This window comes from Pseudomonas sp. BIOMIG1BAC, assembly GCF_001705995.2.
GTDB classification, from domain to species: domain Bacteria; phylum Pseudomonadota; class Gammaproteobacteria; order Pseudomonadales; family Pseudomonadaceae; genus Aquipseudomonas; species Aquipseudomonas sessilinigenes.
On sequence record NZ_CP049045.1, the window covers coordinates 555,129 to 573,809 of the forward strand.

The window sequence follows — 18,681 nt, forward strand, 5'->3', positions numbered from 1 at the left end:
CCGGCGCACTTTTTTCGCGGTAGTAGTGCGCGAGTTTCTACTACAAAACGTTTGGAGCACTCGGCCATTGGCCGACGGGGAACCTCATGACGCAAGCCAAAAACACCGTGTACGCCGACCTGAGCGTCGATGAGCTGGTAAAAGAAGCGCTGTCCCGCGGTGAAGGCGAGCTGGCCGATACCGGCGCGCTGGTGGTCAAGACCGGTCATCGCACCGGCCGTTCGCCAGCTGACCGTTTCATCGTCGAAGAACCTTCCACCCAGGACCAGATTGGCTGGGGCCCGATCAACCGCAAGTTCCCGGCCGACAAGTTCGATGCCCTGTGGGCTCGCGTCGAGGCGTTCAACAACGCTCAGGAACACTTCGTTTCCCACGTTCACGTAGGGGCTGCCGCCGAGCACTACCTGCCGGTGAAAATGACCACCCAGACTGCCTGGCAGAACCTGTTCGGTCGTTGCCTGTTCATCAACCCGGCCCAGTACAACCCGGCCGATCGCGGTGAGTGGCAGATCCTCAACGTTGCTAACTTCGAGTGCGTGCCAGAGCGTGACGGCACCAACTCCGATGGCTGCGTCATCCTCAACTTCGCCCAGAAGAAGGTGCTGATCGCCGGCATGCGCTACGCCGGTGAAATGAAGAAGGCCATGTTCTCGGTGCAGAACTTCCTGCTGCCGGCTGCCGACGTGCTGCCGATGCACTGCGCTGCCAACATTGGCGAAGACGGCGACGTGACCCTGTTCTTCGGCCTGTCCGGTACTGGCAAGACCACCCTGTCGGCCGACGAAAGCCGTTACCTGATCGGTGACGACGAGCACGGCTGGGGCGAGGGCGTTGTCTTCAACATCGAAGGCGGCTGCTATGCCAAGTGCATCGACCTGTCCGAGAAGAACGAGCCGGTCATCTGGAAAGCCATCAAGCATGGTGCAGTGCTGGAAAACGTCGTCCTGGACGCCAACAAGCACGCCGACTACGCCGATGGCAGCCTGACCCAGAACAGCCGTGCCGCCTACCCGCTGGAGCACGTCGAGAAGGTCTCCGAGAACAACCTGGGCGGCGAGCCGAACGCGGTCATCTTCCTGACCTGCGACCTGACCGGCGTACTGCCTCCAGTGTCGATCCTGAACAACGAGCAGGCGGCCTACCACTTCCTGTCCGGCTACACCGCGCTGGTCGGCTCCACCGAAATGGGCTCTGGCGGCGGCATCAAGTCGACCTTCTCCACCTGCTTCGGCGCACCGTTCTTCCCGCGTCCGGCCGGCGTTTATGCCGAGCTGCTGATCAAGCGCATCAAGTCGTTCGGTTCCAAGGTCTACCTGGTCAACACTGGCTGGACCGGCGGTGGCTACGGCGTTGGCAAGCGCTTCAGCATCCCGACCACCCGTGGCGTGATCGCCGCGATCCAGAGCGGCGCGCTGGTCGGTGCCGAGACCGAGCACCTGGACATCATCAACCTGGACGTGCCGAAGGCCGTTCCGGGCGTCGAGACCGAGCTGCTCAACCCACGCAACACCTGGGCTGACAAGGCTGCCTACGACGAAGCTGCCAAGGGCCTGGCTGGCCTGTTCATCGAGAACTTCAAGAAGTTCGAAGTGAGCGACGCCATCAAGGCTGCCGGTCCGAAGCTGTAAGCCTCGACCTGCCATGAAAAAGCCGCCCTTCGGGGCGGCTTTTTTGTGGCTGGCGAACTGTCCTGTCGTGGCCTGTGGCAACAGCCAGTCCTGGATTTAACCTGATGGAAACCTCGATTCCACCGCCACCGGCTCAGCCCTTCAGATGCAGAGCCAGTGCACCCAGAAGTACCAGTGCCACGCCCATCACCTGCACCCTCGACAGGCGTTCCTTGAAGAACAGGTAGCTGAGCACCGCGGCGATACCGCCGGACAAGGTGCTGATCACCGTTACTACCGATACCGAGCCGTGCATGGCGCCCCAGGAGAAGGCGAAGAACGCGCCGAGGTTCATCAGGCTGGAGCTGGCCAGGGTGCCGCAGCTCTTCAGGGGAGGCAGCTTCAAGCCGTCCTGGACCTTGAGCATCATCAGCAGCGATACGCTCGATCCCACCACGTAACCCAACCAGAGCATGCTGACCGGGCCCAGTTGCGGCAGGGTGTAGCGGCCTTGCAGCCAGAAACTGGTGCCGTACAGGCAGGCCGACAGCAGGGCATAGACGATCGAGCGGCTGGCATCCGTGCTATGGGGCAGCTTGGGGTCCGAATGAATGCTGGAGAGAATCACCCCCACCACGCAGACCAGGATGCACAGCAGTTGGACCAGGCTGATGTGTTCGCCGCTGGCCCAGGACAGCAGGGTCGTCACCACGCCATAGGAGGTGACCAGCGGGGCGATGATGGCAGCCTTGCCCAGGGCGAAAGCCTTGCCCAGGGCCAGGGCGCCGGAGAGGGTGAAGCAGGCGGCTAGCACCCCCATCAGCCAGACATCCAGCGGTGCGGCCAACGCCTTGAACAGAAAGGCAGGGAAGACCGCCAGCAGCAGGCTCATCAGGACGACGCCCAGCGTCTGGCTGAAGAACACTGCGCGCTTGGCGCCTACGGCGCGGACATTCAAGCCCACGAGAAAATCGGTACCACCCCAGAGCACGGCGGCAAGCAGCCCCATCAGTACATCCACGGTTTCTTCCTTGTTTATTGTTGTAGGTTCTAGAGGTTTTCCAGCTCCTGGGTATCCCAGCGGCGGAGCCTGATCGCCTGGTAGAGCATGCCGATGGTCAGTGGCAGCTTGGTGCCACGGCCTTTTGCACGGCGCTTGAGCGACGGGTCGAAGCCTTCGGGCTGGAAGTAGCGGTAGCTGTCGAAGTCGGCAAGATCCAGCTCGAACCGTTCCTCGAGGGCCTGCAGCAAGTGCCGGGCATCGCTACCGTCGCAACCCAGGTCGAGGTTGATGGCGGTCTCAAGACGCAGGGTCTTGCGCTCGGGCAGGCCGATTTCCTCATGCAGCAATTGCATCAGCTGGCGCATGCTCGCGTCATCGGGAAATCCGGGGGCCAGGTACATGCTGGTGATTCGCCTGCGGCTCTTGGGGAGGAGGAGTGTACGGTGATTCGGTGGTTGTTTTTCAAGTCCCGAATGCAGTGCGACCTGGCCGTGGATGACGGTCGCGCATGGCATTGCTGAGCTTGGGGCCAAGCATTGGCGGATAAAACTGTGTATGGTTCGCCGCGGGCCGAAGGGCTGGGACAATCTTCGTTTACAGGGATTTGGTTATGGCTTTTTTTCGCCTGCTGGCGATGGTGTGGCTGGGGTTGGCGATGAGCCCTGTGCAGGCTCAGGCGTTGTCGATCCAGGTAGTGGATGCCGTGGGCAAGGGCGCGGTGCTGGCCGATGCCCAGGTGCAGTTGCAGCAGGGGACGAGTCGCGTCACGGGTCATACCGATGCCCAGGGGCGAGTGAGCCTGGCCACTGAGGTCGCCGACAGTGCGGCCAATGAATTGCTGGTCCGCAAGCCGGGTTACGCCGACCTGCGTAGCCAATGCCCCTGCCAGGGACAGCTCTATGCCTTGAGCCCGATCCTGCCAAATCCCGAGAGCCTGCGCATGGTGTTGAGCTGGAGTGCGCCGGGGCAGGACCTGGATGCACACCTGAGCTATCCCCACAAATTGTTGTACTTCGCCACTGGCAAGGGACCAGGTGCCCGCCTGGAGGCAGACAGCGCCGATAGCCAAGCCCCGGAAACCATTACCATCGATGAGCGAGTGCCTGGCGATGCCTATGTCTTTGCCGTCCATGACTTCACGAATGGCAACAACCCGGAATCGTTGCACCTGGGGCGCAGCCAGGCGCGGGTCGATGTCTATAAAGGCTCGTCGCTGATTCGCAGCTACCGGGTGCCGAAGAATCGCCAGGGCAATTTGTGGGTGGTGTTTCGCCTGACCGCCGATGGCCGATTGCAGGACATCGATCGAGTGTTGCAAGGCAATCATGAGCCGGAGTCGGCCATGAGCGATCTCGATCCATTGCTGGAAAGCACCAAGTCCATCGACGAGGTCGCGGGCAAGGATCTGGGGCCGGTGGATGCCAAGAGCCTCAACCAGAAAGGCGAGGAGTACTACCGCAGGGGGGACTTCGGTGGAGCGAGCATTTTCTACAGCGACGCCATCGCGCTGGACCCTGGTTATGCCCAGGCCTACAGCAATCTTGCGCTGACCTATCGCAAGAACAGGCGTGCGGACGAGGCCGTGGTTGCCGATCGCCAGGCCATTGCCCTGGCCAGTGGTGCTTCGGCACCGACCATACGTGCCAGTGCCTATTACGACATGGGGCGTATCTACGAGGACGCCGGGCAATTCGCTACGGCCCTGGAGCATTACCGCAAGGCCCGTGAGCAAAAGGCCAATCCGGTGTATGACAAGGCGATAGAGCGGTTGCAGGGCCGTTGAGCCGGCCGCAGTAGTTTTCCACAACGCGCCGGCAGCGGCGCGTTGTGCATTTATGGAGGTTGATATGCGGATTCGTGTTTTCCCCTGGTTGCTGGCGCTGTGCTTGTCCAGCAGTGTGGTTCAGGCGGCCGGGCCGCTAGTCTTCGCGACCATCGACCGCAGTGGTTGGCCGAATCCTTTGGACAGCGCGGCTGATTTCGATACAGCGTCACGGGGCGAGATCCTAATGTTCGGCAAGGCTTTGCTGGCCAGCGAGGCCCTGGACGAGAAGGCCTTGAAACAGCGCCTCGGCGTGCGCCAGCTGGATCTCAAGTCACTCAACACCGTGCGCGAGCAGTTCTGGGCGCGGCTCCTGGAGAATTACCAACGGGCCAGCCAGGATTGCGATGCCGCCCCCTTTTGCCAGCCAGTACGCAACCTTGGGGAGTTGCGCCAGCTGATAGCCGGCTTCACCGGTGCCAGCAAAGCCACCTACGGTGCCTGGGCCGAGGCCAGCAAGCGCTTCCACCTGCAATACCTGGATGAACAATTGCGCCTGGCCGCGCTGTTCCCCACGGTCAGCAGCGAGATCCTGCGGATGGACCCAGCGGAAAAGCTGGGCGACGAGCTGGCGGATCGACAGTTCCTGCTGACGTTCGATGACGGCCCGAGCCTGAAGGGTGGCTACACCGAGGCGTTGGCCGAGCTGTTGCGTGCCCATGAGGTGCATGGCCTGTTCTTTGTCCTGGGAGAGTCGCTGCAGTCGCGCCTGAATCGTTCTTCGCCGGGACAATTGCGCGAGACCTATGATGGCCAGTGCGTAGGGATACATGGGTGGGAGCACAAGTCCCATTCCTCCTGGAGCGCCTGGCAAAAGTCCGTGCTCGACAGCGCCAACCTGGCCAGTCGTACCCTGGAGGGCGATTACCTACCGCTGTTTCGACCGCCCTACGGACAGCGTCGCAGTGACAGTGCCGGATTCTTCAAGGCCAATGGCCTGCAACTGATGCTGTGGAACATCGACTCCCAGGACTGGAGCAAGAAGCTCGACGCCGAGGCAACGACCCAGCGGGTGCAAACGCTGATGCTGTTGTGGCGGCGCGGGATCGTCCTGTTCCATGACGTCCACCCCAAGGCGGCCCAGGCCGTGCCGACGTTGATCCGGGATAACCAGCACAACGGCGTGCAATGGCTCGATTGCCGAACCCTGCGCTAGGCCCGCGTGCCTTCAGCCACGTGCCGGCCCGGCAGATGCGCAGGCACCGTTGACCGGTAGCATCCGGTAGCCCTTTTCCCAAGGCCTTTTCTCGACCCGCTGTCCCGTCCCGCTAGTCTTCAGGGAACGGTCAGCGGTCAAAGGAGTGACCCTCATGCACAGTACCCTTGAACAGGTCTTCGGTTATCCACAGTTTCGCCCAGGCCAGGAGGCCACGGTCAGCGCGGTCCTGGCTGGGCGCTCGGCGGCGGCGATCTTCCCCACCGGCTCCGGCAAGTCCCTGTGCTACCAACTGCCCGCACTGCTGTTGCCGCACCTGACCCTGGTGGTATCGCCGCTGTTGGCGCTGATGCAGGACCAACTGGCGTTTCTCCAGGGGCATGGCATCGCCGCTGCGAGCATCGATTCGGCCCAGGGGCGGGAGGAGGCCAACGAAGTGATGGCCCGGGCCCGTTCCGGGGAGCTGAAGATCCTGATGATCTCGGTCGAGCGCCTGAAGAACGAACGTTTCCGCAACTTTTTGCAGCAGGTGCCCATCTCCCTGCTGGTGGTGGACGAAGCGCATTGCATATCCGAATGGGGCCACAACTTTCGGCCGGACTACCTGAAACTGCCGGACTACCAGCGCCAGTTCAAGATTCCCCAGGCCCTGCTGTTGACGGCCACGGCGACCCCGAAGGTGATCGCCGACATGCAGGCGCGTTTCGCCATCGCTGCGGGCGATGTGGTCACTACCGGTTTCTACCGACCCAACCTCAACCTGTTGGTGGAGCCGGTACGCGGTGCCGACAAGCGCAAGCGCCTGGTGCAGTGGCTGGGTGAACGGGCCGGGCAACCGAGCATCGTCTACGTGACCTTGCAGAAGACTGCTGAGCAGATCGCCGAGTACCTGGGCCAGCAGGGGATTGCCGCCCAGGCTTACCACGCCGGTTTGCCACACGAGGAGCGCGAGTCGATCCAGCGGCGCTTCATGGCAGGGAACAGCCAGTGCATCGTTGCCACCATTGCCTTCGGCATGGGTATCGACAAGAGCGATATTCGCAACGTGGTGCACTTCGACCTGCCCAAGTCCATCGAGAACTACAGCCAGGAAATCGGGCGTGCCGGGCGCGATGGCCAGCCCTCCGACTGCCTGGTGCTGGCCAACCGCGACAGCCTCAATGTCTTGGAGAACTTCGTCTACGGGGATACTCCCGAGTTGAGCGGAATCCGCTACGTGCTGGACGATTTGCAGGCCTGTGCACCGCAAGGGCAGTGGGAGTTCATGCTGGGACCACTGGCCGACCAGAGCAATATCCGCCAATTGCCACTCAAGACCTTGCTGGTGCAATTGGAGCTGCGTGGCCTGATTGCCCCGCGCTATGCCTATTTCGCCGAGTACCGCTTCAAGCTGTTGCTTGAGCCCTCGACCTTGCTGGAGCGTTTCGAAGGGGAGAGGCGTGATTTCGTCGATGCCATCATCCAGACCTCGAGCCGTGCCCGGACCTGGGCCACCGTGAATTTCGATGCGCTCTACCAGCAGCACCAGGCACCGCGCCAACGGGTGGTCAAGGCGCTGGACTATCTCCAGGAAAAAGGCTGGGTAGAAGTGGAAAGCAAGCAGATGACCGAGGTCTACAGCCTGTTGCAGGACGATTTCGATCCGGCTGCCCTGGGCACTGAGTTGCATGCCTATTTCGCGCGCCACGAGGGCAGCGAGATTGCCCGGATCCACGGGATGCTCGAATTGTTCGCCAGTGAGCAGTGCCTGGGGTATCGCCTGGCGCAGTACTTTGGCGACCAGCAGGCGCCGCAACAATGTGGGCATTGTTCGGTTTGCCAGGGACGAGTCGCGTGCTTGCCGACACCGTCGGCCTTGCCCGCACTTGTGGATAAAAATTTTGCCGAGCTGTGCGGCAATTTTATCCACAGGCACCAGCAGCACACGGGCGAGGTGCCTGGAGCGGAACGGCTGGCACGTTTTCTGTGCGGCCTGAGCGTGCCGTTGTTCACCAAGCTCAAGGCACGGAGCATTTCCGGCTTCGCGACCTTGGAGGATTACCCCTACAGCGCAGTGCGAGAGTGGTGCGTCACTCAGCTGCCTGAGTGAAATCCATCTGCTGAATGCTGTGCATCACAGGAATAAATTTCAAAAATGATGCTCGCCTGACTATGGTGGTGACTGTCCTTGGAACACCCACGGGAGAGTCCATATGAGCCAGGCAGCATTCGATATCCGGCAGGCCGCAGTGATCGGCGCCGGTACCATGGGACGCGGCATCGTCATGTGCCTGGCCAGCGCCGGCCTCCCGGTCCTGTGGCTGGACAACAATCCACAGATGCTCCAGCAAGCCCTGGCGGCAGTGGCCGATACCTATGCCCATAACGTTCGCCAAGGGCGTATCGAGCAGGCTGAAGCCGATGCACGCCTGGCGCGGATTGGCGTCGCCCAAGGTTATCCACAGCTGGCTGACGTGGACCTGGTGATCGAGGCGGTGTACGAGAACCTGGAGCTCAAGCAGCAGATCTTTCGTCAGCTGGATGCTGCACTCAAGCCGGGAGCGATCCTCGCCAGTAATACCTCGGCACTGGATATCGACGCCATTGCCGCAGTTACCCGACGGGCGCCCCAGGTCCTGGGCCTGCACTTCTTCAGCCCGGCACACATCATGAAACTGCTCGAGGTGGTGCGGGCCGCCAAGACCTCGCCTGAGGTGCTGGACGCTGCCTTGGCCCTGGGCCAGCGCATGGGCAAGGTCAGTGTGGTGGCGGGCAACTGCTTCGGCTTCATTGGCAACCGCATGCTCAATACCTATGTGCTCGAGGCCCGCAAGATGCTCCTGGAAGGCGCGTTTCCCTATCAGGTGGATGCTGCCTTGCAGGCGTTTGGCTTTGCCATGGGACCGTTTCGCATGTACGACGTGGTGGGCATCGACCTGGGCTGGCGTGCCCGGCAGCTGAGCGGCGTCGGCCAGAATGCGCCAGAGATCCAGGTCGACAACCGCTTGTGTGAGCTGGGGCGGTTTGGCCAGAAAAGCGGTGACGGCTATTACCACTATGAGCCAGGCAGCCGCCAGGCCGAGCACGATCTGGAGGTCGATGCCCTGGTGCTGCAGGTCAGTGAGGGGCTGGGCTACCGGAGGCGCGATATTGGTCCCGAGGAGATCCTGGAGCGCTGCCTGCTGGCCCTGGTCAACGAAGGGGCGAAGATCCTCCAGGAAGGCATTGCTCGCTCGGCCGGTGATATCGACCTGGTCTACCTCAATGGCTACGGCTTTCCCAGGGAGCAGGGCGGGCCGATGAGCTGGGCCGATACCCAGGGGCTGGCAGAGGTCCGGCGGCGGCTGACGATCCTGCAAGCTGAATTGGGTGAGCATTGGCGGCCGGCGAAGTTGATCGAGGCACTGGCGGTCGCTGGAAAAGGGTTTGCCCAGGCTTAGTCCCCTGGGGTGAAATGCCGGGCGATCAATCGCTCAATCCAAGGGAGACCGCCCTGATGTCCGAGTCCATGCCGCAACGCGGCGACTACCGCCATTTCCAGCCGATCATCACGCGTTGGCATGACAATGACGTCTATGGCCATGTGAACAACGTCACCTACTACAGCTTTTTCGACACGGCGGTGAATACCTACCTGATCGAGCAGGGCGGCCTGGATATCCATGACGGTGAGGTGGTGGGGTTCGTGGTCAGCTCGGCTTGCGACTACTTCGCCTCCATCGCATTTCCTGAGCGTATCGAGGTGGGACTGCGGGTCGGCAAGTTGGGCAACAGCTCGGTGCAATACGAGTTGGCGGTGTTCAAGTCGGGAGAGGAGGAGCCTTGCGCGGCGGGGCGTGTCGTCCATGTGTTCGTGGACCGGGCATCGAACCAGCCGGTGCCGATTCCAGTGGTCCTGCGCGCAGCCCTGGAACAGCTGCTGGTGACCTGAGCTTCGAGACTTGATCGACCTGTGGACACTGTAGCCGCTGCCGCAGGCTGCGATCGGCGCCAGTAGGGGAGGCCTGACCTCTATCCTTGGGGCCAGTACCGCAGCCTCTGGTCTGGCGAGGCCCTTGGCCTCGCGTCCAGTGTGCGGTAGCGGCTACAGGGGGCGGTCGATCAGTCGTCGTAGTGACGATGCTTGCGATGGCCGTAGGCGTGACCACGACCACGGTGGCCGTCGCGGTAGTAGCGGCGGTCGCGATCGCGGCGATAGTCGCGGTCTTCCCGGGCGCTTTCGTTGCCCATGTAGTTGCCCAGTGCGCCGCCGGCACCACCGCCTGCGGCTGCACCGATCAGGCTGCCGGTGCTGCCGCCCATGCTGCGGCCCACGACGTTGCCGCCTGCCGCGCCCAAGGCGCCGCCGATGGCTGCCTGGCCACGACTGCGCTTGTCGGCGCCGACCGCACTGCCGCCTGCGCCGCCGATGGCTGCGCCAATGGCCGAACCGGTATTGCCGCCCAGTTGCTGGCCGACCACCGAGCCTAGAACCCCGCCCAATGCGCCGCCCACACCTGCTTCAGTGGTGCCACCTGCAGAGGCGGCGCCGCTGACCAGGCCAAGGGACAACAAGAGAATCGAGGAGAACTTCATACATGAGCCTCAAAGGGATGACGGCGCGATCCTGAGGCTGTACCACGGCGCTTACAAACGAAATCCGACGAATAGCACGAGTTGTACACAATCTCGTAACTTATTGTTTTTGATAGGGAACTTAAGCGACTTTCAACGGTCTACGGTTACTTGAAGACGGCCGCCCTGCATGCAGGAGCGGCCTTTTTTGTGCCCGCGATTCCGTCAAGCCGAGCGTGCCATGATCAGGCCGTTGTCGCTGGCAGCCTCCAGGCGGATGGCGATGAACTTGGAGGTCGGGGTATGGCTGCCGTCACCGGTGCTTTCCAGCGGCACCAACGGGTTGACCTCAGGGTAGTAGGCCGCGGCCTGGCCGGCGGGGATGTCGAAAGCCAGCAGGGTGAAGCCCTTGACCCGGCGTTCGCGGCCATCGTTCCACAGCGACACGATATCGGCCTTCTGCCCTGGCTTGAACCCCAGGCGGATGATGTCCGCTTCGTTGACGAACAGCACGTCACGTTGGCCCTTCACCCCGCGGTAGCGGTCATCGAGGCCGTAGATGGTGGTGTTGTACTGATCGTGGGAGCGCATCGACTGCAGGATCAGGTCCGGCTGCTTGCCGCTGGCCCGGGTGCGTTCATCGATCAGGTCCTTGGGCAGCAGGTTGGCGCGGAAGTTGGCGCGCCCCGAGGAGGTGTTCCACTGGCGAGCACCGGCGGCGTTGCCCAGGTAGAAGCCGCCTGGGTGCTTGAGGCGCTCGTTGAACTCCTTGAAGCCTGGGATGGTGTCGGCGATCAGGTCGCGGATGCGCCCATAGTCGGCGGCCAGCCAGTTCCAGTCCACCGGGCGGTTGCCCAGGGTGGCCGCGGCGATGCCCGCCAGGATCCAGGGCTCGGAGCGCATGTGCGCCGACAGCGGCTGCAACTGGCCGTTGGAGGCGTGGACCATGCTGAAGGAGTCTTCCACGGTGACCGCTTGTGGGCCGCCAGCCTGCAGGTCGATGTCGGTGCGTCCCAGGCACGGCAGGATCAGCGCATCCTTGCCGTGGGCCAGGTGGCTGCGATTGAGCTTGGTGCTGATCTGCACGGTGAGGTCGCAGTTGCGCAGGGCCTGGAACGTCCGCTCGCTGTCCGGAGTGGCCTGGGCGAAGTTGCCCCCAAGGCCGATGAATACCTTGGAACGGCCTTCGAGCATGGCGTGGATCGCCTCGACCACGTTATGACCGTTGTCCCTGGGCACCTTGAACTGGAAGCGCCGCTCCAGGGAGTCGAGGAAGGCCACCGGCGGCCGCTCGTTGATGCCCATGGTGCGGTCACCCTGGACGTTACTGTGGCCGCGGACCGGGCACAGGCCGGCGCCGGGCCTGCCGACGTTGCCGCGCAGCAGCATCAGGTTGGCGATTTCCTGGATGGTCGCCACCGAATGGCGATGCTGGGTAATGCCCATGGCCCAGCACATGATGACGTTCTTGCCCTTGGCGTACATGCGCGCCGCCTGCTCGATCTCCACCAGGGTCAGGCCCGACTGCTCGACGATCTGCTCCCATGGGGTGTCGTCGATGGTGCCCAGGTATTCCAGCACCTGGGCGGTGTGGGTGTTGAGGAAGTCGTGGTCGAATACGGCCGCGGTCCCGGCCTTTTGCGCGTCGCGTTCCCATTGCAGGAGGAACTTGGCCATGCCGCGCAGCAACGCCATGTCGCCACCCAGGGCCGGGCGGAAGTACGCGGTATTGGTCGGGCGGTTGCCGTTGGTGAGCATCTCCAGGGGATTCTGCGGGTGCTGGAAGCGTTCCAGGCCGCGCTCCTTCAACGGATTGACGCACACCACCTGGGCACCGCGCTTCACCGCCTCGCGCAGGGGTTCGAGCATCCGCGGATGGTTGGTGCCGGGGTTCTGGCCCCAGACGAAGATCGCGTCGGAGTGTTCGAAATCGTCGAAGGTTACCGTGCCCTTGCCCACCCCGACGCTCTGCGCCAGGGCCACGCCACTGGCTTCGTGGCACATGTTCGAACAGTCGGGGAAGTTGTTGGTGCCGTAGGCCCGCACGAACAACTGGTAGAGATAGGCCGCCTCGTTACTGGCCCGGCCCGAGGTATAGAACTCGGCCATGTCCGGGCTCGGCAGGTTCAGCAGGTGGCGGGCGATCAGGCTGAAGGCGTCTTCCCAGCTGATGGGGCGGTAGCGATCGGTCTCGGCGTCATAGCTCATCGGCTCGGTCAGCCGGCCCTGGTACTCGAGCCAGTAGTCGCTCTGTTCCAGCAGGGCACTGACGCTGTGCTTGGCGAAGAAGGCGCCGTCCACCCGGCGCTTGGTGGCTTCCCAGTTCACCGCCTTGGCGCCGTTCTCGCAGAACTTGACCATGCCGCTTTCCGGCGAGTCGCCCCAGGCGCAGCCCGGGCAGTCGAAGCCGCCGTTCTGGTTGGTCTTGAGCATCATGCGGATGTTCTTCAGGGCGTTGTCGCTGGTCAGCCAGGCCTGGGCCACGCTGATCAGGGCACCCCAACCACCGGCCGGCCCCTTGTAGGGCTTGTAGCGGGCTACGGGTTTCTGGTCGGCTTGGTTATGTGTACTCACGGGCGACTCTCCATCGCGGGGTTGTCGGGCCGCAATGCGCTTCGATGCGGCAGGTGGACAAGGTAGTGGCTGTGATGACGCGACCCTCACCGGGCCTGGCGGAAGCTCGAGAAGCGAGCACGGGGGCGGGCCTCGCAGGAGCTGGCGCTGCGCAGGGCGGGCGTTTGGCGGTCATCGGGGGATCAGCGGCGTACTGGGAGGCAAGCCTAAGCGCGGCATTGTGTCGCGTCTAATTGCTAGTACTGATCCTTTGATAGATGGCGTCGATCAAGCGCCATCGAGCAGTTTCTGGTAGAGGGCGAAGCAGGCTTCGGCCAGGGCCGAGCGCGGTGCGCTGCGACGCATGATCAGGCCCAGGCGAGCCAGGGTCTGGGCGTCTTCTATGGGTTGCAGGCGCAGATGCTCGGTCATGGCCTCCAGGCCGCTGTCCAGGGGCATCACCGCGCAGCACAGGCCGCCATGGACCATCTGCACCAACTGATGGACGGCATCGGTCTGCAGGACGGGGCGTGGGTGCAGTCCGCGGATATGGAAGTTGTGATCGATGGACTGGCGAAAATGCATGCCGCTGGTCAGCAGGCCCAGGGGCAGTTCGGTCAGCGCTTCCCAGCTCAGCGGTTGCTCGCCGAAGCTGAAGTGCCGTTGGTCGTACAGCAGTCCCATATGCGTCTGGGCCAGGGTCAGGGAGTCGAAGTGCTCGCCGTCCAGGCGTTCCAGGTAGGACACCCCGAGGTCCAGGCGATTACTCGCCAACTGCTCGAGGATCTGTTCCGAACTCAGGGACGAGAGTTCGAAGCGCAGGTGCGGGTGTTCGGCGTGCAGGCGCTGCATCAGTGGCTGCGGGTCGAAGCTCGACAGCGGGACCACTCCCAGGCGCAGGGTGCCCACCAGGTTGCCACGGCAGGCAGCGGCTTCGGCCAGCAAACCGTCATAGGCGGTGAGTACGGTACGGGCCCAGGCCAGGACCCGCTCGCCGGGCGCGGTGAAACCTTCGAAGCGCTGGCCACGGTTGACCAGCGGCAGCTCAAGCTCCTCCTCGAGGTTGCGCAGGCGCATCGACAGGGTCGGCTGGGTGATGTGGCAACGGGCGGCGGCTTGGCCGAAGTGGCGGGTTTCGTCCAGAGCGATGAGGAATTTCAGCTGCTTGATGTCCATCTTCGCTCCGGCGCGACAAAAGGCCGGGATTCTACCGTGCCGGCGTGGCCTTGGTCAGTGGTCGGCCGGGAACCTCGATCGGCCGGGCTGGTCTAGTCTTTCGCATCTGGATCTATCAACCAAGGAGTGTGCGACATGAGCATTTTCAGCTTTGTGAAGGAAGCCGGTGAGAAACTGATCGACTTGCTGACCCCGGGTAACGCCAACGCCAGCGAGCAGCTCAAGGAACACATCGCCAAGGTCGGCCTGGGCAACCCCAACGTCCAGGCGACGGTGGAAGGCGACAAGGTCATCGTCAAGGGTGAAGTGGCGAGCCAGGAAGAGAAGGAAAAGATCCTTCTGGCCCTGGGCAACATCGCCGGTGTCGGCAGTGTCGAGGACCAGGTCACCGTCACTGGTCCAACCGTGGTGTCGGCCGTATTCGTCACCGTGAAGAAGGGCGATACCCTGAGCGCCATCGCCAAGGTCCAATACGGCGACGCCAACAAGTACAACAAGATCTTCGAGGCCAACAAGCCCCTGCTGTCCCATCCGGACAAGATCTATCCGGGGCAGGTCCTGCGCATCCCCGAGTGATCGGATAGCAGCTTTCTCAGCCAGGCCTGCCCCTTTCGGGGGGTAGGCCTGGCTAGTCCAGCAGGCCCTTGATCAGTTCCCGATAATCCCCCACTGCCGCGAACTCCGCGGTGTCCTTCGGCCCTTTGCGGCTGTCCGGCTGGCTCACCGCAAGCAGTTGCCCTACTCCGAAGTCCCGTGCGCTACGCAGAATTGGCAAGGTGTCGTCGATGAACAGGCTGCGCTTGGGGTCGAAGTGGATATCGGCCTGCAAGGCGTCCCAGAACTGCAGGTTCTCCTTGGGGAACCCATAGTCGTGGGAACTGATCAGGCGCTCGAAGTACGGCGCCAACTCGATGCGCTCCAGTTTCAGCGAAAGCGAATCGCGGTGTGCGTTGGTGATCAGGATCACCCGCTTGCCGGCCTGCTTGAGCGCCGCGAGGAATGTATCGGCGTCCGGGCGCAGGGCGATCAGGTGGGCGGTCTCCAGCTTCAGTTCACGTACTGGCAACCTGAGTTCGGTGCTCCAGAAGTCCAGGCAATACCACTGCAACTGTCCGGCGTTACGCTCGAACAAGGGCTGCAGCTCCAGTTCGGCCATGGCCCGGCTGACCCCATGCAGCTCGGCATAGCGACGGGGCAGGTGCTCCAGCCAGAAATGGTTGTCGTAGTGCAGGTCCAGCAAGGTGCCGTCCATGTCCAGCAGGACGGTATCGATATCGCGCCAGGGCATCAGGGTCATTGACTACTTCTCCAACGGAAAACAATCGACCGGCAAGGGCGATCACATGCAGTAAACAATAGGTCTGGCAGCGGCCGCGCGCCGCTGCAATCTGCAACCCAGTCACTTTCAAACAGGCTGTATAGTAACCCGCTATCGCCAAGGAGCCCGCCATGCGTCAGAAACCCACCGTACTTGCCCGAGAGATCGTCGCTACCAGTCGCCTGTTTTGTGTCGAGCAGGTTCAACTGCGCTTCGCCAATGGTGCCGAGCGTACCTACGAGCGGTTGGTGGGGCGGGGCGCAGGCTATGGCGCGGTGATGGTCGTGGCCATGCTCGATAGCGAGCATGCCGTGCTGGTGGAAGAGTATTGCGGTGGTACCGATGCCTATGAATTGTCGCTGCCCAAGGGCCTGATCGAGCCCGGCGAAGACGTGCTGGCGGCGGCCGAGCGCGAGCTCAAGGAGGAGGCCGGGTTTGGCGCGCGGCAGCTGGAACACCTGACCGAGTTGTCGCTGTCCCCGGGCTACATGAGCCAGAAGATCCAGGTGGTGCTGGCCACCGATCTGTATGAAGAGCGCCTGGAGGGCGATGAGCCCGAGCCGATGCGGGTCGACAAGATCAACCTGCGGGAGCTGGCCGGGCTGGTGCAGAATCCGCAGTTCAGTGAAGGCCGTGCCCTGGCAGCGTTGTACCTGGCCCGCGATCTTTTGAGCCAGCGTGGAGTCTTTCAAGCATGAACGAGATGATGAACTTTCCCCATCCCCTGCTGGCGCCCGTGGTCGACCTGGCACTGCGTGCCGGTGAAGCGATCCTGCCGTTCTGGCGCGCCGATGTAGCGGTCGAGCGCAAGGCCGATGAGTCGCCGGTGACGGCCGCCGACCTGGCCGCCCATCACTTGATCGTGGCGGGCCTGCAAGCCCTGGCCCCGGAGATCCCGGTACTTTCCGAAGAAGATGCCGACATTCCCCAGGCCACCCGTGCCGGTTGGCAACGTTGGTGGTTGGTGGACCCGCTGGATGGCACCAAGGAGTTCATCGCCGGGAGCGAGGAGTTCACCGTCAATATCGCTCTCATCGAACAGGGACGGGTGGTCTTTGGCGTGGTGGCGATGCCCACCAGCGGGCGCTGCTACCTTGGCGGCGCGGGGCTTGGTGCCTGGCGCCTCGATCGGGACCAGGCGCCTCAGGCGATCGCGGTACGTGAGCAGCCGGGAGCGGGCGAAGCCTTTACCGTGGTGGCCAGCCGGCGTCATTCCAGCCCCGATCAAGAGCGCCTGCTGGCTGGCTTGGGTGCGGCCCTGGGCGAGTTGCAACTGGCCAATATCGGCAGTTCGCTGAAGTTCTGCCTGCTGGCCGAAGGGACGGCGGATTGCTATCCGCGCCTGGCGCCCACTTCGCAGTGGGATACCGCTGCCGCCCAGGGCGTGCTCGAAGGTGCCGGTGGCGAGGTGCTGGATCTGGCCGGTGCACCGTTTTGCTATCCGCCCCGGGAGTCGTTGCTCAATGGCTTCTTCCTGGCGCTGCCGGCCAAGGCGCCCTGGCGCGCCAAGCTACTGGAACTGTGCGGTAAATAGCCGATAGCCGCAGGTCCTGCCCTCGGTGAGCACGATTCAGCGGTGCAGCACGTACTGTCCGGCGAAGAGCACGGCATCGTCGCTGCTGCCGGCATTCACTACTCGGGTGTGCAGGGTCAGGCGGGCCCGTCCATAGCGCTGGTACATCGTGAGGAATTTCTTCCAGACCTTGTCCTCGGGGGCTGCGCAGATCGCCTGGGCATCCCCGGTGACCGGCAACGGGTAGCTGATCTGCCCCTCCTGGATGACGATGTGCCCATCCTCGATTCCTTCCTCCCGAAGCCGCAAGTGCAACCATCCCCAGCCGGCCAGTACGGCACCGCAATAGAGACTGCCGCCGAACATGGTGCTCTTGTGGTTCACGTTGGCATCCAGGGGGAGTTGCAGGCGCAGTTGCTGCGCTTGCCAGTCGAGTACCTTCAGGCCCATGTCCCGGGTCAGGGGAATGTCGTGGTGGAGGATGGATTCCAGGTAGCGACTGTCGCGGTTCATGCACGGGCCTCAAGGGTCATTGGGGAGTGGGAGCGATGGCTTATTCGGATTCGTCGCTGGAATGGCTGGCACCGCTGTCGGCGAAGTTCAGGCCATGCTTGCGCAACTTGTCATGCAGGGTCTTGCGGGGAATGCCCAGGGCCTCGGCGAGGCTACGCATCGAGCCATGAGGTTGGGCCATCTCCGCGGCGATCAGGGATTTCTCGAAATGCTCCACCTGTTCGCTCAAGCCGCCACTGATCAGGGGCGGCGTAGCAGTCGGGGCATGGCCCGGGTCGCCATTGTCCAGGGCCAGCTCCAGGCCCAGGGCGAAGCGTTCGGCAACGTTCTGCAGTTCCCGTACGTTGCCCGGCCAGTCGTGGCGCAGCAACAGGGCTCGATGCCCGGGTTGCAGCTCCTGGGCGGGAAGGCCGTGGCGGGTGCTGGCTTCATCGGCAAAATGCTGGAACAGCATCAGCACGTCCTCGCCGCGTTCGCGCAACGGTGGAATTCGCAGCGGAGCCACGTTCAGGCGGTAATAGAGGTCGGCGCGAAAGCGCCCCTGGTCGGCCGCTTGGCGCAAGTCTTCCTTGGTGGCGGCAATGATGCGGATATCCAGCGGGATCAGCTGGTTGCCCCCCAGGCGCTCCACAACACGCTCCTGGAGCAGGCGCAGCAGCTTGACCTGGACATCCAGGCTCATGCTTTCGATTTCATCGAGGAACAGGGTGCCGCCATTGGCGAACTCGAACTTGCCGATGCGACGTTTCTGCGCCCCGGTGAACGCCCCTGGTTCGTGGCCGAACAGTTCGCTCTCCACTACCGATTCCGCCAGCGCCCCGGCGTTGATCGCCACGAACGGCCCGTTGCGGCGGCCCGACAGGTCGTGCAGGGCCCGCGCCACCACCTCCTTGCCGGCCCCGGTCTCGCCGAGGATCAGCACGTCGGCGCGAGTCGCAGCGAGGGCGCCGATCTGTTGGCGCAGGCGCAGCATGGACGCCGATTGGCCCACCAGTCGTGCGCTCAGTTCCTGGCGGTCGCTCAGGGCCAGGCGCAGGCTGCGGTTGTCCAGGACCAGCCGGCGCCAAGCCAGGGCGCGACGCACGCTGTCCAGCAGGGCATCGCTGGCAAAGGGTTTCTCCAGGAAGTCGTAGGCCCCGGCGCGCATCGCCTGTACGGCCAGCGGCACGTCGCCATGGCCGGTGATCAGCAGCACCGGCAGCTCCGGGTCCTGGGCATGCAATTGGCTGAGCAGTTCCATGCCGTCGATGCCCGGCATGCGGATGTCACTGACCACCACCCCCGGCCAATCCCGTTCCAGGCGTTCGGCCAGGCCCTGGGCTTCTCCCAGGGACAGGACCTTGAGCCCGGCCAGGTCCAGGGTCTGGCTCAGGGCCTGGCGCAAGTGTGGGTCGTCATCGATCAACACCACTTGCAACTGGGGGTCGAGGCTGTCGGGACGGGTCATTGGTCACTTTCCAGGTCGTGTCGTGGCCGCCCCTGCAAGG

At 63.3% G+C, this 18,681-nt stretch carries 17 protein-coding genes; 9 read left to right on the plus strand and 8 right to left on the minus strand.

Annotated features, from left to right (window positions below):
* Window positions 1–86 precede the first annotated feature (86 nt).
* Window positions 87–1,628 (plus strand): phosphoenolpyruvate carboxykinase, encoded by a 1,542-nt coding sequence (locus ATY02_RS02505; protein ID WP_068580183.1) that lies wholly within the window; start codon window positions 87–89, stop codon window positions 1,626–1,628.
* A 133-nt stretch (window positions 1,629–1,761) separates the two neighbouring features.
* Here ATY02_RS02505 and ATY02_RS02510 read toward each other — a convergent pair whose 3' ends face one another.
* Window positions 1,762–2,616, minus strand: coding sequence for a DMT family transporter (locus tag ATY02_RS02510; protein ID WP_176719718.1), 855 nt, complete (start codon window positions 2,614–2,616; stop codon window positions 1,762–1,764).
* 41 nt (window positions 2,617–2,657) lie between these two features.
* The gene (locus ATY02_RS02515; protein WP_068580187.1) at window positions 2,658–3,011 is read right to left on the minus strand and encodes a DUF1493 family protein; all 354 of its coding nucleotides are present in this window, start codon (window positions 3,009–3,011) and stop codon (window positions 2,658–2,660) included.
* 209 nt (window positions 3,012–3,220) lie between these two features.
* Between ATY02_RS02515 and ATY02_RS02520 the strand changes: the two genes are divergently transcribed.
* The 5 genes from ATY02_RS02520 to ATY02_RS02540 all read left to right on the plus strand — a co-directional run bounded on the left by ATY02_RS02520 (window position 3,221) and on the right by ATY02_RS02540 (window position 9,498).
* The gene (locus tag ATY02_RS02520; RefSeq protein WP_068580189.1) at window positions 3,221–4,393 is read left to right on the plus strand and encodes a YfaP family protein; all 1,173 of its coding nucleotides are present in this window, start codon (window positions 3,221–3,223) and stop codon (window positions 4,391–4,393) included.
* A gap of 64 nt (window positions 4,394–4,457) precedes the next feature.
* The gene (locus ATY02_RS02525) at window positions 4,458–5,588 is read left to right on the plus strand and encodes a polysaccharide deacetylase family protein (RefSeq protein ID WP_068580192.1); all 1,131 of its coding nucleotides are present in this window, start codon (window positions 4,458–4,460) and stop codon (window positions 5,586–5,588) included.
* A 154-nt stretch (window positions 5,589–5,742) separates the two neighbouring features.
* Complete coding sequence (locus ATY02_RS02530; RefSeq protein WP_068580194.1) at window positions 5,743–7,677, plus strand: RecQ family ATP-dependent DNA helicase; 1,935 nt, start codon at window positions 5,743–5,745, stop codon at window positions 7,675–7,677.
* Window positions 7,678–7,780: 103 nt separating this feature from the next.
* Window positions 7,781–9,007: a 3-hydroxyacyl-CoA dehydrogenase gene (locus ATY02_RS02535; protein ID WP_068580196.1), complete on the plus strand. Its 1,227-nt coding sequence runs from the start codon at window positions 7,781–7,783 to the stop codon at window positions 9,005–9,007.
* Between the two features lie 56 nt (window positions 9,008–9,063).
* On the plus strand, window positions 9,064–9,498 hold the full coding sequence (locus tag ATY02_RS02540) for an acyl-CoA thioesterase (RefSeq protein WP_068580271.1): 435 nt from the start codon (window positions 9,064–9,066) through the stop codon (window positions 9,496–9,498).
* Between the two features lie 170 nt (window positions 9,499–9,668).
* Here ATY02_RS02540 and ATY02_RS02545 read toward each other — a convergent pair whose 3' ends face one another.
* The 3 genes from ATY02_RS02545 to ATY02_RS02555 all read right to left on the minus strand — a co-directional run bounded on the left by ATY02_RS02545 (window position 9,669) and on the right by ATY02_RS02555 (window position 13,850).
* The gene (locus ATY02_RS02545) at window positions 9,669–10,142 is read right to left on the minus strand and encodes a YMGG-like glycine zipper-containing protein (protein ID WP_068580198.1); all 474 of its coding nucleotides are present in this window, start codon (window positions 10,140–10,142) and stop codon (window positions 9,669–9,671) included.
* Window positions 10,143–10,346: 204 nt separating this feature from the next.
* Complete coding sequence (locus ATY02_RS02550; protein ID WP_068580200.1) at window positions 10,347–12,695, minus strand: FdhF/YdeP family oxidoreductase; 2,349 nt, start codon at window positions 12,693–12,695, stop codon at window positions 10,347–10,349.
* A 267-nt stretch (window positions 12,696–12,962) separates the two neighbouring features.
* Window positions 12,963–13,850: a LysR family transcriptional regulator gene (locus tag ATY02_RS02555; RefSeq protein ID WP_068580202.1), complete on the minus strand. Its 888-nt coding sequence runs from the start codon at window positions 13,848–13,850 to the stop codon at window positions 12,963–12,965.
* Between the two features lie 135 nt (window positions 13,851–13,985).
* Here ATY02_RS02555 and lysM point away from each other — a divergent pair, with 135 nt between their 5' ends.
* Window positions 13,986–14,426: a peptidoglycan-binding protein LysM gene (lysM, locus tag ATY02_RS02560; protein WP_068580204.1), complete on the plus strand. Its 441-nt coding sequence runs from the start codon at window positions 13,986–13,988 to the stop codon at window positions 14,424–14,426.
* A 52-nt stretch (window positions 14,427–14,478) separates the two neighbouring features.
* On the opposite strand, the gene yrfG is transcribed toward lysM, so the two are convergent.
* A complete protein-coding gene (gene yrfG / locus ATY02_RS02565; RefSeq protein WP_068580205.1) occupies window positions 14,479–15,147 on the minus strand; it encodes a GMP/IMP nucleotidase in 669 nt (222 codons plus the stop codon).
* 152 nt (window positions 15,148–15,299) lie between these two features.
* On the opposite strand from yrfG, the gene nudE reads away from it, so the two are divergent.
* Together nudE and cysQ are read left to right on the plus strand one after the other, a co-directional pair.
* Window positions 15,300–15,866, plus strand: a complete 567-nt coding sequence (nudE, locus tag ATY02_RS02570; RefSeq protein ID WP_068580207.1) for an ADP compounds hydrolase NudE — start codon at window positions 15,300–15,302, stop codon at window positions 15,864–15,866.
* 8 nt (window positions 15,867–15,874) lie between these two features.
* On the plus strand, window positions 15,875–16,702 hold the full coding sequence (gene cysQ, locus ATY02_RS02575) for a 3'(2'),5'-bisphosphate nucleotidase CysQ (RefSeq protein WP_068580273.1): 828 nt from the start codon (window positions 15,875–15,877) through the stop codon (window positions 16,700–16,702).
* A gap of 36 nt (window positions 16,703–16,738) precedes the next feature.
* Here the strand turns inward: cysQ and ATY02_RS02580 are convergent, their stop codons facing one another.
* On the minus strand, window positions 16,739–17,194 hold the full coding sequence (locus ATY02_RS02580; RefSeq protein WP_068580209.1) for a YiiD C-terminal domain-containing protein: 456 nt from the start codon (window positions 17,192–17,194) through the stop codon (window positions 16,739–16,741).
* A gap of 40 nt (window positions 17,195–17,234) precedes the next feature.
* Entirely contained in the window at window positions 17,235–18,641 is a 1,407-nt protein-coding gene (locus ATY02_RS02585) for a sigma-54-dependent transcriptional regulator (protein WP_068580211.1), read from the minus strand.
* Window positions 18,642–18,681 lie beyond the last annotated feature (40 nt).

What these genes read in the sequence shown, in the direction of transcription:
- ATY02_RS02505 (WP_068580183.1), top strand. Translation starts at nt 87, where the DNA reads ATGACGCAAGCCAAAAACACCGTGTACGCCGACCTGAGCGTCGATGAG.
- ATY02_RS02510 (WP_176719718.1), bottom strand. Translation starts at nt 2,616, where the DNA reads ATGGGGCTGCTTGCCGCCGTGCTCTGGGGTGGTACCGATTTTCTCGTG.
- ATY02_RS02515 (WP_068580187.1), bottom strand. Translation starts at nt 3,011, where the DNA reads ATGTACCTGGCCCCCGGATTTCCCGATGACGCGAGCATGCGCCAGCTG.
- ATY02_RS02520 (WP_068580189.1), top strand. Translation starts at nt 3,221, where the DNA reads ATGGCTTTTTTTCGCCTGCTGGCGATGGTGTGGCTGGGGTTGGCGATG.
- ATY02_RS02525 (WP_068580192.1), top strand. Translation starts at nt 4,458, where the DNA reads ATGCGGATTCGTGTTTTCCCCTGGTTGCTGGCGCTGTGCTTGTCCAGC.
- ATY02_RS02530 (WP_068580194.1), top strand. Translation starts at nt 5,743, where the DNA reads ATGCACAGTACCCTTGAACAGGTCTTCGGTTATCCACAGTTTCGCCCA.
- ATY02_RS02535 (WP_068580196.1), top strand. Translation starts at nt 7,781, where the DNA reads ATGAGCCAGGCAGCATTCGATATCCGGCAGGCCGCAGTGATCGGCGCC.
- ATY02_RS02540 (WP_068580271.1), top strand. Translation starts at nt 9,064, where the DNA reads ATGTCCGAGTCCATGCCGCAACGCGGCGACTACCGCCATTTCCAGCCG.
- ATY02_RS02545 (WP_068580198.1), bottom strand. Translation starts at nt 10,142, where the DNA reads ATGAAGTTCTCCTCGATTCTCTTGTTGTCCCTTGGCCTGGTCAGCGGC.
- ATY02_RS02555 (WP_068580202.1), bottom strand. Translation starts at nt 13,850, where the DNA reads ATGGACATCAAGCAGCTGAAATTCCTCATCGCTCTGGACGAAACCCGC.
- lysM (WP_068580204.1), top strand. Translation starts at nt 13,986, where the DNA reads ATGAGCATTTTCAGCTTTGTGAAGGAAGCCGGTGAGAAACTGATCGAC.
- yrfG (WP_068580205.1), bottom strand. Translation starts at nt 15,147, where the DNA reads ATGACCCTGATGCCCTGGCGCGATATCGATACCGTCCTGCTGGACATG.
- nudE (WP_068580207.1), top strand. Translation starts at nt 15,300, where the DNA reads ATGCGTCAGAAACCCACCGTACTTGCCCGAGAGATCGTCGCTACCAGT.
- cysQ (WP_068580273.1), top strand. Translation starts at nt 15,875, where the DNA reads ATGAACTTTCCCCATCCCCTGCTGGCGCCCGTGGTCGACCTGGCACTG.
- ATY02_RS02580 (WP_068580209.1), bottom strand. Translation starts at nt 17,194, where the DNA reads ATGAACCGCGACAGTCGCTACCTGGAATCCATCCTCCACCACGACATT.
- ATY02_RS02585 (WP_068580211.1), bottom strand. Translation starts at nt 18,641, where the DNA reads ATGACCCGTCCCGACAGCCTCGACCCCCAGTTGCAAGTGGTGTTGATC.